Origin of the sequence: Bremerella alba, assembly GCF_013618625.1 — a bacterium.
Lineage (GTDB): Bacteria > Planctomycetota > Planctomycetia > Pirellulales > Pirellulaceae > Bremerella > Bremerella alba.
On record NZ_JABRWO010000011.1, the window covers coordinates 129,833 to 144,533 of the forward strand.

A 14,701-nucleotide genomic window follows, 5' to 3' on the forward strand; every position below is an offset into this window, starting at 1 on the left:
CATTTCAACCTTTCTTGTCGAAGACTCCGATCACTCGCCAGCCACCGATGTACTGGCCTAGAAATTGTGGACAACTAAGAAATAGGCCCTAGACCAGTTCACGGCGATTGCAGGAGCGTTGGGGTAATGAATCAGTGACCTACATCCCACGAAGTCTTCATATTGAAAAGCAAGTACGCAGAGGCGGTCGAGCACGAACCTCGTCGATGACAAGAGTGTCACTGGAAAATAGTCTTTGCCACGCTCAGCAGGAATCCATAGATGTCCACCAAACTCTCGTCAGCAATTCGCCACGTTGCCTACGATTCTCTTTTGCTTGCGATGTCGGTTCGCTATCAACAAACGCCATGGTCAGAGTCCATGGGGAACGGCCTCTATGATCCCAAGGAAGTCGCCAAGGCTGCCGGACTAACCAAGTTGAGATCGTTGTTAATGTTCTTCATCGATGATCCCAAACAGGATGACATCTCCGTAAAGCAATTTGAAGCGGCTGGATTATGTCAGGCACCAACCCTCTCTCGTTCGTTTGTCGATTCCGTGAATAAATACGTCGCCCACCTGACACACGAACGTACCTCACGTTCGGTTCACCGCCCTAAAGCCGACGATCTCGTCAGACACGGCGAGGCGATTCTTCGGCACTCCGTTGACTTTTTCGAGCAATGCAGGACTAATGGCCTTCAAATCAAGGGCCGCACTATTCGTTATCTGGATGCACTTGAGGAAGAGTTGACGTTACTCAACTTGCACTGACCATCACTCTCGACTTGTCAACGAAATATTGGTGCCATGAATTTCGCCGCTCTTCCTATGGGAACATCGCAATCAAGCGTGTTTGTATCACCGAATATTCGTGAATTGGTTCCGCAGCTTGTCCAGTGCATCTTCGGGCATTTCATGCCCCAGATACATCCAGCCATGAAAGGTCGGAAGATCGACTTCAGCAACCTGCGTTCAATGTTCTCTATGCTTCATTCGCAGATGAAAAGACTAAGGGGCCGACCAAAATATTTGGGGATATTGCCACGCTAGAAGAGAAAGGTCTTCTTCGACGAGACGACGACATGTGGAGGATCGGATTTGCCAAACGTGATGGCTTGAAGCCCAAGGTCAACGTGCTTCCGAGTAGAAACAAGCTGCGAGATGAAATCACTAATCGGCTTCGTTATCTAATCGAAGATCAGCAGGTTCGCCCGGAAGACATTCATCTTCTAGTATATTACCGAAATCAGATTGACAAGCTGGTGCGGGCGATTGAAGAAGCTCGGATTCCATCTGTCGAGGGAATTCATGTAGCGAAGGCCAAAAAGGATGACTTACTCCATCAGCGAGGCTGGTTGTCGATTTCAACAGTTGCATCAGCAAAAGGCTACGATGCCTATGCAGTCCTCCTATGTGGGGCAGATGAGTTCCCGACCGATGTACAGGGAAGAGCAAGCTTTTACGTCGCCTGCACTAGGGCAATTGAGTACCCTGAAGCGTTCGGAACGAAACGAGCAGGACTATTGCAAGAGTTTGAGAAGGCAGTATCGACTCTCGACTGAAGATGCATCCTTTGCCCGCATAATGAAAATGCCACCTGAAAACGCTCCAGACAAACAATCACTGATCGACTACCTTCAGGCACGTCTGCCTGAACCAGTCCCGATTCACCAACTGGGAGCGAACAGTCAGGTCTTTGTGGGAGGTGATCCGGGAGAAGTCGTTGTTCATATCATCGACCAGTCGATCATTGTTTCCGTGTTTGCAGTTGAGTGGGAAACGCCGTATACGCCCGTCATGGTCCCGGAAGAATACGCAATTCTGAATTGGTACGAATTGTCAGCAGATCGGCTACAACTGCGGCTCGACGAATTGATCGATTCAGCGAGGCGGAAACGTCTGAGCAGATATCGCACCTGTGAGCGATGTGGTGAAACCAAGCCGCCCGAACACATGCACAGTGATGAGGTATGCCAATCGTGCGCTGAGGAGCATTTGGGGATCGTTCATTAACTTTGGCTTCAAGATCGGCCCAACGCACTAAGACTTGGATTGACCCACAATGACAGAAGTAGTCGCTCGTGATGCGTCATGAGTATTGCTGTACCAAAGATCGATAAGTGTTCTTTGTTCTTTTCACTCCCACCAAGTAGCTTGATAAGCAGATCGCAGTAACTTGAGATGGCAGCATTACCACAACTTCCAGAAAGTTCCCTTGAAACGACTTGTCGAGACGTTGCAGATGCAGCTACGCATAAGGAGCTAGGCCGACTGTTTTCTCAGTGTGGTATAGAGGAATGCGGCGGTACGCCAAAGTGGGAACGGATGCTGTTTGCACTTTCCACTAGGCAAAAACGTGATTCCTGCGGCAACAACGTCATCGCATTTCTCTGTGCGTTGATTCATCCATCACGTTTTGCTGACCGTATTTCAGAGTTTGAAGCGTTCCGAGCGTCAATAAATTACCAACTTGCATTCATTGGGCTTTCAATTAACGAAAAGGCTCAGCCAGTCCCAATTTCAGCCGCTTCTATAATCTCCGAAGCTCAAGAAAGGGCTAACGAGCTTCGATCTGAGCTACAACATCGTGCGGTTCATCCCGATGTCCTAGCGTTCTGTAGTGCTGAATTATTGCAAGACAATTATTTTCACTGCGTTCTCGAAGCCACCAAAAGTGCCGCTCAAAAGATTCGAGATCGTACAGGCATTGAAGCCGATGGGAGTGGTTTGGTGGACCAAGTGTTTCCTATTAATTCTCCAAGGCTTGCTCTCAACACTCTTCAGACGGCATCCGAACAGTCTGAACAGAAGGGTTTCGCTCATCTTCTTAAGGGAGTCTTTGGGACGTTTCGCAATGTGACAGCACATTCACCTAGGATTCATTGGGCCGTAAATCGGACCGACGCAATGGATGCCCTCACAATGCTTTCGTACATTCACCGCAGACTTGATGAGGCGGTCTTGGTTCCCGGCCCAGTCTCACCCCAAGGAGTTTAGAGCACATGACTCAGTACTGGTGTGCAAATTTCTATTCTGAGGAGTGCCTATCGTACGGGATCACTCATGATCTTTGGATGATGCAGTATCAATACGAGGACAGCAATGGCAATGAATTTGAGAAGTACACAACGACACAAAACTGGAATAGGCTACCGAAGATTCAGCATGGCGATTGGCTCATCGCATATCTTCCACAAAAACGTAGTAGAACCAAACATTCGTTTTTTGCTATCGGAAAAATTCGTTTTCCGAGAAGGCCTGCTACCTCAGAAAACCATGTTTCCACCATTTCGGATTACGTCTCAGCCAAACTATCTCACGAATACACTTCCGGTGTAGTTCACTACAAGGACGCTTCAGTGTTCTACGAAGATTTCAATGACTCGTGGCGGCGATCAGACGATCCACTTAAAAGGCACGCACAACGCATCGATGTCGAGAAGTGGCTGTACTGCTCAGCTAAGGGTGTTCCGTGGCCTGACGATCTATTTATCCCCGTAAACGAGATCCAAAGAGTATTCTTTAAGATTGAAAAACGGTACTTCGATGAGATTTCAGAACAGCTAAGAGTATCAAGCGGAGAAGAAACCTATCAATCGAAAGAGCTTTCCTCACTCCCAAATACGCTTGACAGCACTCTCTCCGAGGAAATCGAAATAGCCCATGCCAAAAGTCAAGGTTTTTTGCTCGACAGTTTGCTTCGGAGGAAGATTGAAGACTATTCAATGAGAGCGGCAATCGAGCATTATGGATCACAGGGATACGATGTCGAGGATCACTCGAAGAATCATCCTTATGACCTGAAATGCACTCGCCATCAGGAAACTCTATTCATTGAAGTCAAAGGCACACAGACTGACGGAAGAGGTGTATTTTTGACGAACGCAGAAGTTGAGTTTGCTGGCCAGCATCCAAAGCAGATGGCTCTCTTTATTTTTCACTCAATTCAGGTGTCAAGTGACGGCGCAACCTTGGAACACGGTGAAGAAGTTATCATCCAGCCGTGGATTATAGATCAAACGGCACTAACGCCAATTTCGTTTAAGTACGATATTTCAACTGACTGACAAAAGTCTTGAATTTGCAACGTTCGAGATCACTTGGAAAAACTGTCATCTCCTGAGACGAGCGCCCTCTCTACTCTATTGATTCACCACCTGCCGACATCTCGGATAATTCGGGCATCCATAGAATGTTTGTCCTGCATTTCTTCCCTTGGTAGCCTTGCGTTCGACCATTGGCACGTCACATTTCGGGCAACTAGGCACAACGGCTGGAACGATTTCCTCCGTGTTTTTACCTCCTGTTTCGACAGGTGCAAGACGTGGTCCAACCAAACGCAAAAGCTCCTGCGGGCTGTAGCCACGGTTCGCCGGTATTCGAACCATAGGAAGACCTGCCACGTCGAACACCCGATCGACAAACTCGTCCCGAGTCTTTCGATCCTGCCTAGCATGGCTAGAATCATCCAGTTCGATTCCGCACAGTGGCTTCATTGATGTCGGATCGCAGATGAGAAAATCGACATGCTTGCGATCTATCTTGTTTCGATAACCTTGATTTTCATTGGGCCTAGCGACAAAGAAAATATCGGCAAGGTTAACCTTGGGAGAGATCGTGGCTTGATCTCCCAGGGCAGATTGAAGCACTCTGTAAAAAGATAGTTCGGCTGCCGACAGGAAGTCGTCTCGAAGGCGATAAGGACGCTCGTGCTCATCAGACTTACTGCCGGAACTTATGCCAAAAAGTTGCAGGATCGCCAGCAGACATCCTTGGGGCTCGGAGTTGGTCATTTACTACAACTATCCCAGATGAATTGCGCAGCCATTTTGTCTCAGGTCGTTGCCTCACGATATTTCTTCTTTCGATTTTCAAATGCGGGCCACGTTCCCTCCAGGATGTCAACGAGATGCTGGTTGATCTGCTGGTTCTCTATGGCACCCGACATGTATGAAATTCGGTTGCCGTCGTTCTTATCTAGAGCGGAATGAACTACCTGGTCAGCATCACAAACTACGGCGAGGTTTGGGTTGTGGGTCACAATGATAATTTGTCGCCGCTTTTTTGCCTCTTGCAGACTCGGAACCAAGACATTGAAAACCGTCTGATTATCTAGGTTCTCTTCAGGCTGATCGATTATCAATGGAATATCGTCTTTGTCGATGAGTAGGTAGAAGACCAAAAGCAACGTCCCACGTTCGCCAGGAGACAGTTGTCCTATCTCTTTCCCATTCCAACTCAGGGTATAAAACGGATTTAGATAAGAAAGCCCAAAGACGAATTCGTATAAAGATTCAGGGGATGCGGTAGACCTCAATTGATCAAGAACGCTAACAGGGGCAGGAGTGTCAGAGCGAACATCGTTTCTCAAGCTGTAAACTATTCCCTCAAGAAATTCTCTTACCCCATTCAAATTCTTCAGGTCTGCCGACTCTGCAAGATGATGCGCACGTCTCCGACCGTCGTCTGATCCGTTGAACGTACCTTTTCGGGACTGATGTATAAGCTTCAAGAGCCCTTCCACGAATCCACGCTCAACTATTGATGCTTCGAATCTCAACTCGAAATGATCCTCAGCCAATGGGTGTTGCTCAATGAACTGCTGGACCGGTTGGTAGAGTTTTTTGTACTCGTCCGCAAGGGATTCGATGTGGCCATAGATTTGAAGTGCAATTTCAATACACTTGTTGATCTTATTTTCGACGTGATCGGGCAAGGAGCTTAACGCCGACATTTGCTCGTTCAGATACTCAACCGTACCTGGCTCATCTTTTGAACCGATGATTGATTTTCGGAGCTTCTCCCATTCGCCAAGGTCCTTTAAGTATTGCTGGTATTCCTTGTTTGGTTGATCAAGTTCAGTGCGAAGTGCATCGACTTCTTTAGACGCTTCTGCCAATGCCGCTGTCAGTGCTTTCGGATCGTCAGGAGCCAACTTGCGTTCGATCTCTGCTATTTTCGACTCAGAAACTGCCTTCTTAGCCTCAATGTCCTTAGACTTAATTGCAATCGAAATAAGGTCTTCGGCCTTCAAGGAAAGCTGCAAACAATCCTCTTCCGAGTCTATGCGAAACTTTTGAATCTGCTTTTCGAAGTTCTCAATTCGTCCGAGTAACCTGTTTGCCGCAGCGACATTTTTTGCATGCTCGTTTTTGTCCGCTTTGAGGCGACTGATCTCTTTATCGATATTGCCAATTTTAAGTTGGCCAGCTTCTATCTTACGCTCCACCTCTTCTGTCTTTGATTGAGTTTCAGGAGTACCATCATCAGGCTTCTGCACACTCTTAGGCTTCGCTTCATCATGTGCAACAAGTTCTCGCTTCTTCGCCGCCAACTGCTCTTCAAGTGATTTTCTGTGAACAGGAGAAAGCTGCTTCTCAATTCCAACTAGTTCAGCAACTCTCAACCTGAGATCCGACTTACAAAGAGATATTGCCTCGTTTGTCTCTTGCGTTTTATACGCAATTAGTTCATCAAGGCTTGCCTTTTCCAGGCGATCCTCTCGCTTAACATGTGAGAAAATTACCGACTTGAGTTCAACGGAAAAACTTCCTGTATCTGGATTTGAAAGATCATTGCATACGCTTTCGAGATGAGCCTGTGGTAAGTAACGAACAGATTCTCGTGTGCCGTCTGCTACACTTTCGTGAAGCTTGCGTTTTGCGGTCCCGCCACTCTCCCACGTCATTGTTGATTCGTAGTGCTGCCCTCTGTTGTTCTTGGGTTGGCAGAATCGATCTCGGTGAAGAAACGAGAACGTTTTTCCATTTTTTGAATCGCCCAATAGTCCCATTACATCTGCGAGGGCACTCTTCCCACTTCCTTTATTTCCGATGATGGCAACGAGGCCGGAATTCAAAGGCACTTCGCAGTCAAACCATATCTCCGGTAACGTCGAGTCCGGGAGCTTAGAAATTGCAATTGAGCGAATGTACTTTGTTCTATCGCCACCCTTTAGCTTGGCAACAGATGGAGGGATGTCGCCCAAAAACACTCTTTCTTCTGGCTCATGAAGAACATGTTTTAAGCCGTCAAAAGTGCAGTTGGCTTTGATCCAACATGGAGCCTTCCGAGAGTAATTAAGGACGTCATGATTATCGGAGCCGATCACAATCGGCAAATGTTTCTTAATAGCAGGAAAAACAATTTCCCGATAGGATTCTTCGTCTCGCACTGCCCCCACTTCAACCATGTCCACAAAGTCTAAGAGCATGTCGGACTTTAACGCTCGCTTGAACGCTTGTGCATTTCCAATTTCTTCAATGCTATTGGACTTTCGACCAGCATGAACCGAGATCAAACCACCCAACTCTTTGATGCATTCGGCTCCGTTTTTAAAATCAACATAGATCGCTTCATCTCCACCTTTTCGAGCAATATCTTCATATGTCACGCCCAATCGCCCCATCAATGTGGTCCATATGTGGCTGACATTGCAGTCCTCAGGAAAGATTCCAATGAAATGAACACTATCTTTTCCCCCAAGTTCCGAGCGAAACTCTATACCCGGAAAGACTGTTATCTTTCCTTCGGCTAAGCTTTGAAGTTCTTCGATCCGCTCAACATCCATCCGATGATGATCAGTTACTGCGACGGCCTCGATACCCGCAGAAATCAGATTCTCAACGATTTGCTGATTGGTTATCGACTTGTTCTTATAGTCGAACGATGCTGGCGTATGGAAATGCAGGTCCCACTGCGTCCAGCAAGATCCACGGGGGTCATTTCTCATGAGAACTCTCGACTAGAGGGGCGAGTTTTCTAAGAATCTACAAAGTCTGATATGATAAATCCAGCCTGTGGAGGTAAATAGATCCACCCGGACTATAGAAATAACCTTGCTACAACTCTGGTACCCTAAAGCTGGAACTCTTGTAGGAAATCAAGACGCCCAGGGCTCCAACACTCAAACGCCCAACTCCCCTAAGCGTTCTTTCATCATGCCTCCTCAGGCGTCAACTACGTGAACCCTATGACCGTCCTCGATGTTTCTAGAATGAATTCAATTCGTGAGACAGCCGCTAGAGCTTCCGCCGACAACGACAACAATCCAAATGGCTGGAGTCAAAGCATTGCCGATCCCATGAAGATGTTGGCATGTTTTCCTGCTCTACAGATCAAAAGTGGTTACATTTTGCGTGCATACCAATTCAAAGAAGGTGGAAATGGAAACGGCTTCGTATGGGCGATGCCAATCGATGCCGATTTTCCTCAGCCAGAAGATTGCCCGACTCAAGTAGGGCGATTCCTACGTCCGCCAAAACCCCCACAATCTCTCGATCAGCTAATGGATGCGATCGAGGGAGACGACACACCCTGGTCGTATTTCTCTGCATCGATATTTTCGAGGGAAGCATCAGAGTTTGGCGCTATGTGGCATGGTTGCCAATGGTCCACTCATTCCCTTCTGGGTACCGATCCGTGGCAATGTGATCCAGACGCAAAGGACCGTCGCAAACGGCAAGCTCTGGCCTCGGGGAAGGCTGACGAATGGACATGGAATGCAGATCGACCAGAGACCTGGGGGCCGACGTATAGCGAACAAGGAGACATCGTCACGATCACGTTCCACACATTCAGTGGCTTGGCGCAAGAGTCAATATTTCGTTTCACTGACACATTTCATAAAGGACGATTCAACTTCGCAACGCAAGAGGAAACGATTGCTTTAGGCCCGCACGGCTATATTTTCTAAATTCTTGCCGGATCATCGACAGACGTGGACGATTCCCGTCCGTTGGCATGTTGATCACTTGTACCTCTAAATAAATCGTCCTGCGATCGCTTGTAGCTCGTGAAACTCAGATGAATTTACTTGACCACCTTCATCATTGAATGGAGCCTCGCATGTCCCCCAAGAAGAAGATTCAACACAGCGAAGAGGTTCCACTCAAATTGACCGCTGCTGAGCGGAAACTCATTCTCGACGAGTTGATGTGCCTCGATCAGGATTACGAGCAAATCATTCGAGAAACACCTTCCGGCAAGCCGGTAATGATGTATCTCGACGATTTGGAGGACTTCGGTGGCTACATCGCTTCCGAGGCCAATCATTGTGAGGACAAGAAGAAACAAAAGAAGCTCGACGCCGTGTTCGAGAGAGTTCAGGATGTCCTCGACAAGTACATGGACGAAGAACCGCCGCTGACTTTGAAGATTAGGGACGCACGGAATCCGCAGCGTAAGACGAAGGTAAATCCGGGCATTCTCTACCAATTCAAGATCACGCTTCTAGGCGTTAAGCCATTGATCTGGCGAAGAATTCAGGTTCAGGATTGCACGCTCGATAAATTGCACGAGCATATCCAAACGGCAATGGGTTGGACCAACAGCCATCTCCATCAGTTTGTGATCAAGGAGAAGAGGTATGGTGATCCAGGTCTAATGGATGATCTCGATTGCATCGACTCCACAGCGACGATGATGAGCGAGATTCTTCCCAAGACCGGCAAGCCATTCCGCTTCAAGTACGATTACGACTTCGGGGATGGCTGGGAGCACGAAGTTCTTTACGAAGGTAGCCCACTATCGGAAAAAGGAAAGAAATATCCACTCTGCCTGGAGGGCGAAAGAGCTTGTCCGCCTGAGGACATCGGTGGAGTGTGGGGCTATGCGGACTACCTGGAAGCTTTGGCAGATTCGCAACATGAACTTCATGAGGAGTACATGGAATGGAACGGGCCATTCGATCCCGACAAATTTGATTCCAAGAAGGCGACTAAAGAGATGAAGAAGGGACTTCCGAATTGGCGGGATCGGTAGAAAAGCCTCCCCGGCTGACGCCGGGGAGGCATGGCCGGTACTGCTCCCAACCATCTGCTAAAAACCGACAGCCCACCTAGTGTTAGTCAGTTGCTTTCCCATCCACTGGAAGCAACGACAACCAGCGGCTCAACTTGCCCTCTCATTGCATCGACGCCAAAGATCATTCCACCATCCGTCGAGATCGTGAGCAGTTTGGTCTGAGCAGTTACCATCCTGAAAACTCCACCCCCAACTTCAAATAGAGGAACGGACGACGTAGGCGACCACAGAAAAAGATACTTTTGTGAGCTTTGCCCAGTCCACTTGGCATGAAGCGACGTCATCAACGTTGTGAGTTCATCAGAGGTCAAACATTTGCCATTGAGGCGTGGAAAATTGACCTCCGCCCACTCGTTCGCTGCGTCCCAAATAGTTGTGCTCTTTGAATTTGTGAGTGTCGGTGACTTGTAACGGGACGGTCGTTGCCGTTTTCGATATTGCTTTTTGCGATTCCTCTTTTTCGCTGACTGGGTCCTGCAATGGCGCTGAAGTTGATGAGCGAGATCAAGGAATTCAGCAATATCCTCCATCGAGGCAACTGCCTGCTCCAGACTATTGGCGTCCAACTGTTGCTTTTGGCACTCGTTGCATGTCGTATACGCACGGATGACGTCCTCGTCGGACAGGTTTTTGACCATATTAGATGAGAGATGGCCAGCAACCTCTAAGCGTTTGCGGAGTTGGCTTGCAAGTTCTTTAATGTTCATATTTCTTTCCATTGTTTCCAGGGTACGTTTTAAAGTAGCGTTTCTTCCAGGCATCGATGATCCGACGCCACGGACCGGAGATCGAACCTCAAAATGAATTGGTGATTACGCCATTCACTAGATCACCTCAGGGTCGCTGAAGTAGATCTCGTCAGGACAGTTCCATCCCAACCCGATACCTCTCCAGTCGTCTCTTTGCCAATTGGAAATATTGTTCGACGGCCTCAAATCCAAGGTAATACCTTCCCATCGTCATCACCCATTTAAGCGTTGTCCCTGATCCCGCAAACGGATCGAGGACCAAATCTCCGGGGTTGGAAAAGCTGCGAATCAAATCTCGGCTAATTGTTTCATCCATTGGGGCCGGGTGGCGGCGGGCCTCATCGTCCTCTTGCTTTCGAGGGTGATACTTCCACACCGAACCTCGGATGCCGTATTCAGCAATGACGGTCTGAGTCGTTGTGAAAAAGCTGCCGTCACGTCGTCGCTTATTGAAGCCTTTAACTTCACCGGCGTGCTTGTTTGGTCGATCTCTCAATAAATGAACTGTCTTTGGTGGACCTTTCGCAAGAACGAAGATGTATTGAATCATCGATCCGTATCGATTCCCGTGGGTATGCCCAGCCATCGTCTCGACGATCAAAGTCTGCCATAGGCGAAAACCCAGGTCTCGAAAGTAAAGTCGCTGTTCGGAAGACGTTCCACTCTCGGAACCGTTCTGGATCTGTTCTCCGACGTGCCAACAGACGACGCCCCCCTGTGCCGTGACACGCCAAAGCTGATCTGCCACCTCTCGGAAGACATTGGCATTCCAGGGCGTCAATGTTCCATCGCCGTAGATACGCACATCATCCCAAGGAGGTGATGTCACCGTGAGCGGAATGGAATCATCGGGAAGTGATTTGAGTCCCTTTCGATTGTCGGTGTTAATGACTTGGTTTCTCGGTAGTTTTTCGTGGATGTTCATTTCTGGCTCCTGGGAATAAAAAGAGCCGCCCCGCCAAGCGGCGGGGCGGCTTTGCAAAACGTAGAAACAACTAGGCAGCGATCGAGACTGGCAACAAGCTTTCTCGCAGTTGCACGATCTCAGCCTCGACGATCTCAATTTGCTTGATCAACGAGGTGCGTCCAACTTCGTCCAATGACTGGACTCGATCCTTAGCGGCTTGAAGGAACTTGACTGCTGTGACGACTTCGTGGATCGCCGTTCGAGCTTCTTCAACTTCGACTGGTTGTTCATCGTCTTCTTCGTCGTTGAGCAGTCGCTGAGCGGTTTCCTCGATCGTTCTGGCGCTGATACTGTCACCCGACTCCAAGAGAGCCTGCCAAACTTTGACCTGCGGCTCTTTGTGCTTCAGGCAGGCCAGAGCCCGACATTGAGCCTCGTTACTTGGCAACTGTTCAAAGTCAGCCAAGTTTTCGAGGACGAGACCTGCATTTCGGTAACGAGAAACGTCGCATCCTGAGAAGTCGAATCGGGCGGCAGCGTATTCTACAATGCTGGCAAACTGCGGTTGCCAAAGCTTGCGACGCTCAATTTCCAATAACGCCCGTGCTGCATCAAAGAATGCCTTCTGGCCACGGCGAATTGTTGCTTCAAGCTTCTTCAAATCAGACATAACTCACTCCAGACAAAGGGTTTGTGAATGTGGCGATTAACGTTTCGCTCGGCAAACAAGGTACAGTGGACTGGTCTATTTAACCGGTCTGTAACCGACAGTTTGTTGCGAACCACTGCCTGAGGAGGTACCATCGCACTGACAGTGTAACCGCCCTGTAACCTTTGGGTTTGAAGAAAAGAACTTGGAGAATTCCGCCCACATCAGGAAGCTTCTAAGCGAGAAGCCAGACCTATCCCCCAAAGAGCTTCAGGAGCAACTGGCCGAGAGAGGAATCGAAGTCACTCGAAACCTCTGTAAAGTTGTGCGCCATCGAAAACTGAACGGCAAGAAACGGAAGCAAGTCTTTCCAGAGAAACTTCGCTTTAACGAACGATGGATCGAAGATGACGACATAATCATCCGGTTGACCCAAAAAGATCTCGTCGTTTGGGACTTCCTAAAAAAGCACGCCATTTCGCTCTATCATTCGTCTCCGCCATTGTCTTCATATCAGTTCACAGTAGAGCTAGAAAATCTGCAAGAAGTTCGAGCCTGGATTGCGGACGTTACGTCACAGCGTTCAAGACGACGGCGATTGGCTATCCTGAAATATTTTATTGATGGATTAAACGAGCCCGAGAAATCATTTCATCGAACGCAATTCTCATTTCGTGATGATCGATTTCGGCTAGAGCGACCTCTTCGAGAACCAATGGTGCCCAGTATCCGCAAGTCGGAAATCAAAAAACGTAGTGCGTCTAGCTATGCCAATATTGGAGTTCTTTCAAATGACAAAGCAAAAAACGAGCTAAACCGAATCTCTCATCAACATTCCCAGCAACATCCCGCCCTTTGGAGACTTTTTCGTGATGACCAAGATGTCACCGATTGGCTCTTGTCTCTTGGAGCGTGGTATCGTTACCACGCCATCATCTCACTCACCAAGTCATACACAGTCCAATCGACTCTTCACGATCTAGTCGAACTCGCCTATTCGACGTCGAAGACGAGCGACTTGCCAAAGATCCTGCGTCAGCTTCACTCAGTCGAACCAGAAGATAGTGCGGCGGCAAAGTTTCGCAACCACCCAGAAATTGCAAACCACTTCTTCTTGTTAGGACTCTGGGCCACCAGGAGGATCAATATTTCTCTTCCGAATGAAGCTGGTGACCGTCGAATATTGATTGGGGATTTATGGGCCTGACAACTCGATAAGTTGTGTTGATGATTTTCCAAATGGAATTCTGTCGAGGATTAAGCTCGTGAGTTCAAATTCAGTCCAACTGCCTTAACTTCGGAGAACTGACCATCTAGGTATCCTGTTGGAACCTCAAGAACCTTCTCACGGCATACGATCCCTCCCTTCCGAAGCCTCAAAATTGGAGTCACTCGCCCCGGACCTATCCAAAACTTGGCCAAATGAGATCTTCTATAGTGAGGTATTTTTTCAATCGTTTTTCCGATCGTCCACGCCCGTTTTCCCCGGCGATGAGCACGCTCTACATACTTATTGTCTCCAGTTTCCGCAAAGCGAGTTCGGTCACTGGCGAGAACGTCTGACTGAATCAACTCAGGATCATTTGCAAGCATGCAGATGGATGCCAATACCTTGGCAACTCTCATCAGAAAGTCTGGTGGAACGTCCACGCCTCCATTCGATTTAGGCTCGATGGCCTCCTGTACCGATTGAAGGGACGAGCCCTCTCTCTTACTCCAATGTCTGCAAAGCGTGACCGTTCGTCCTTGTGGGTCCGTTTCACCGTAGTCTATTGAGAACTGAACAACTGGGGGCCTCTGGTTGATTGCTTGAGCAAAGAAGATACTTCGCATGTGATAAACTTTGCCTTGGTATTCAAAGAAGAGTGGGTGGTCCACCTTTGGAAATCGGATGACGAGTTGAGGCAATTGCGGAGCAACCTGATCCGAAGGCACGTCTGACAGATCAACCTTTTCAAGTAGCGGGATTATTGCCGGGTACAAGTCATAATACGGTCTCTTTGCCTGAACCCACTTCCATTCAGATCGAGACTGACTTGCCTGAGAAATGCTGGTACTCATTGCGTCAATCCACTCCTCCAATTCAGCCTCATTGCATTTAGCAAATCCCTTTTCTGTTTCAAAATTCCAAAAATCCATTTTTCACCATAGCTTTTACCTTCATAGCTTTCTTTCTTGGGCGAGCAAGTTCGAACATCGCAGTGAACAAATATTGATTATTCGTCCCGTGAATCCGAACCCTGATACGGCCCGTCTTTCTTGCTTAGAATCAAAGATCTATGAAGAGAACGGCCGAAACGCCGCAAGTTAGCAACTTACATAGTTGCCTCTAAGAGAAAAGCCGTCGCAGCCGATTCTCGTACCGCCTCACAAATGTCCAGAGAGTGAGCCAGGACCGGTCAGTTAGATCGACGACGCATGTGCATTCTGCACGATATCCAAGCTATCGAGATTCGAATTCTAAATCAATGCAGACATCTCAGCCGACCAAATTTCTGTGGGGATACTAACAGAGGTTCTCCCAGTAATTCGCAAAACGACCATCGCACGGCTAACAAACTACGAACTAAAGCAGCAGGCGTTCGGCTTCAACAAGTGTGAAGTCCACTT

At 48.2% G+C, this 14,701-nt stretch carries 14 protein-coding genes; 8 read left to right on the forward strand and 6 right to left on the reverse strand.

Going from position 1 to position 14,701, the window contains the following annotated elements; genetic code table 11:
- Positions 1 to 261 precede the first annotated feature (261 nt).
- The 5 genes from HOV93_RS19025 (at position 262) to HOV93_RS19045 (ending at position 4,049) form a co-directional block, all read left to right on the forward strand.
- Entirely contained in the window at positions 262 to 753 is a 492-nt protein-coding gene (locus tag HOV93_RS19025) for a hypothetical protein (RefSeq protein ID WP_207398120.1), read from the forward strand.
- Between the two features lie 311 nt (positions 754 to 1,064).
- Complete coding sequence (locus HOV93_RS19030) at positions 1,065 to 1,544, forward strand: hypothetical protein (protein WP_207398121.1); 480 nt, start codon at positions 1,065 to 1,067, stop codon at positions 1,542 to 1,544.
- A 28-nt stretch (positions 1,545 to 1,572) separates the two neighbouring features.
- Positions 1,573 to 1,995 carry a hypothetical protein gene (locus tag HOV93_RS19035; RefSeq protein ID WP_207398122.1) on the forward strand — a complete coding sequence of 141 codons (423 nt, stop codon included), beginning with the start codon at positions 1,573 to 1,575 and terminating at the stop codon, positions 1,993 to 1,995.
- 312 nt (positions 1,996 to 2,307) lie between these two features.
- Entirely contained in the window at positions 2,308 to 2,979 is a 672-nt protein-coding gene (locus tag HOV93_RS19040; protein ID WP_207398123.1) for a TIGR02391 family protein, read from the forward strand.
- A gap of 5 nt (positions 2,980 to 2,984) precedes the next feature.
- On the forward strand, positions 2,985 to 4,049 hold the full coding sequence (locus HOV93_RS19045; protein ID WP_207398124.1) for a DUF3883 domain-containing protein: 1,065 nt from the start codon (positions 2,985 to 2,987) through the stop codon (positions 4,047 to 4,049).
- Positions 4,050 to 4,124: 75 nt separating this feature from the next.
- Here HOV93_RS19045 and HOV93_RS19050 read toward each other — a convergent pair whose 3' ends face one another.
- A complete protein-coding gene (locus tag HOV93_RS19050) occupies positions 4,125 to 4,775 on the reverse strand; it encodes a DUF2726 domain-containing protein (RefSeq protein WP_207398125.1) in 651 nt (216 codons plus the stop codon).
- Positions 4,776 to 4,816: 41 nt separating this feature from the next.
- Positions 4,817 to 7,714, reverse strand: a complete 2,898-nt coding sequence (locus HOV93_RS19055) for a TrlF family AAA-like ATPase (RefSeq protein WP_207398126.1) — start codon at positions 7,712 to 7,714, stop codon at positions 4,817 to 4,819.
- A gap of 264 nt (positions 7,715 to 7,978) precedes the next feature.
- Here HOV93_RS19055 and HOV93_RS19060 point away from each other — a divergent pair, with 264 nt between their 5' ends.
- Both HOV93_RS19060 and HOV93_RS19065 read left to right on the forward strand, forming a co-directional pair.
- Entirely contained in the window at positions 7,979 to 8,677 is a 699-nt protein-coding gene (locus HOV93_RS19060; RefSeq protein ID WP_207398127.1) for a hypothetical protein, read from the forward strand.
- A gap of 152 nt (positions 8,678 to 8,829) precedes the next feature.
- Positions 8,830 to 9,744, forward strand: coding sequence for a plasmid pRiA4b ORF-3 family protein (locus tag HOV93_RS19065; protein WP_207398128.1), 915 nt, complete (start codon positions 8,830 to 8,832; stop codon positions 9,742 to 9,744).
- Between the two features lie 86 nt (positions 9,745 to 9,830).
- On the opposite strand, the gene HOV93_RS19070 is transcribed toward HOV93_RS19065, so the two are convergent.
- From HOV93_RS19070 to HOV93_RS19080, 3 genes are all read right to left on the reverse strand, one after another.
- Positions 9,831 to 10,493 (reverse strand): hypothetical protein, encoded by a 663-nt coding sequence (locus HOV93_RS19070; protein WP_207398129.1) that lies wholly within the window; start codon positions 10,491 to 10,493, stop codon positions 9,831 to 9,833.
- Between the two features lie 151 nt (positions 10,494 to 10,644).
- Positions 10,645 to 11,460, reverse strand: coding sequence for a DNA-methyltransferase (locus tag HOV93_RS19075; protein ID WP_207398130.1), 816 nt, complete (start codon positions 11,458 to 11,460; stop codon positions 10,645 to 10,647).
- A gap of 70 nt (positions 11,461 to 11,530) precedes the next feature.
- Positions 11,531 to 12,112 carry a hypothetical protein gene (locus HOV93_RS19080; protein WP_207398131.1) on the reverse strand — a complete coding sequence of 194 codons (582 nt, stop codon included), beginning with the start codon at positions 12,110 to 12,112 and terminating at the stop codon, positions 11,531 to 11,533.
- A 184-nt stretch (positions 12,113 to 12,296) separates the two neighbouring features.
- Between HOV93_RS19080 and HOV93_RS19085 the strand changes: the two genes are divergently transcribed.
- The gene (locus HOV93_RS19085) at positions 12,297 to 13,298 is read left to right on the forward strand and encodes a hypothetical protein (RefSeq protein ID WP_207398132.1); all 1,002 of its coding nucleotides are present in this window, start codon (positions 12,297 to 12,299) and stop codon (positions 13,296 to 13,298) included.
- 50 nt (positions 13,299 to 13,348) lie between these two features.
- On the opposite strand, the gene HOV93_RS19090 is transcribed toward HOV93_RS19085, so the two are convergent.
- The gene (locus tag HOV93_RS19090) at positions 13,349 to 14,230 is read right to left on the reverse strand and encodes a hypothetical protein (RefSeq protein WP_207398133.1); all 882 of its coding nucleotides are present in this window, start codon (positions 14,228 to 14,230) and stop codon (positions 13,349 to 13,351) included.
- Positions 14,231 to 14,701: the final 471 nt, after the last annotated feature.

Coding starts and splice junctions, on each gene's coding strand:
- HOV93_RS19055 (WP_207398126.1), bottom strand. CDS start 7,714: ATGAGAAATGACCCCCGTGGATCTTGCTGGACGCAGTGGGACCTGCAT.
- HOV93_RS19030 (WP_207398121.1), top strand. CDS start 1,065: ATGTGGAGGATCGGATTTGCCAAACGTGATGGCTTGAAGCCCAAGGTC.
- HOV93_RS19050 (WP_207398125.1), bottom strand. CDS start 4,775: ATGACCAACTCCGAGCCCCAAGGATGTCTGCTGGCGATCCTGCAACTT.
- HOV93_RS19090 (WP_207398133.1), bottom strand. CDS start 14,230: ATGGATTTTTGGAATTTTGAAACAGAAAAGGGATTTGCTAAATGCAAT.
- HOV93_RS19060 (WP_207398127.1), top strand. CDS start 7,979: ATGAATTCAATTCGTGAGACAGCCGCTAGAGCTTCCGCCGACAACGAC.
- HOV93_RS19080 (WP_207398131.1), bottom strand. CDS start 12,112: ATGTCTGATTTGAAGAAGCTTGAAGCAACAATTCGCCGTGGCCAGAAG.
- HOV93_RS19070 (WP_207398129.1), bottom strand. CDS start 10,493: ATGAACATTAAAGAACTTGCAAGCCAACTCCGCAAACGCTTAGAGGTT.
- HOV93_RS19075 (WP_207398130.1), bottom strand. CDS start 11,460: ATGAACATCCACGAAAAACTACCGAGAAACCAAGTCATTAACACCGAC.
- HOV93_RS19065 (WP_207398128.1), top strand. CDS start 8,830: ATGTCCCCCAAGAAGAAGATTCAACACAGCGAAGAGGTTCCACTCAAA.
- HOV93_RS19045 (WP_207398124.1), top strand. CDS start 2,985: ATGACTCAGTACTGGTGTGCAAATTTCTATTCTGAGGAGTGCCTATCG.
- HOV93_RS19035 (WP_207398122.1), top strand. CDS start 1,573: ATGCCACCTGAAAACGCTCCAGACAAACAATCACTGATCGACTACCTT.
- HOV93_RS19040 (WP_207398123.1), top strand. CDS start 2,308: ATGCTGTTTGCACTTTCCACTAGGCAAAAACGTGATTCCTGCGGCAAC.
- HOV93_RS19025 (WP_207398120.1), top strand. CDS start 262: ATGTCCACCAAACTCTCGTCAGCAATTCGCCACGTTGCCTACGATTCT.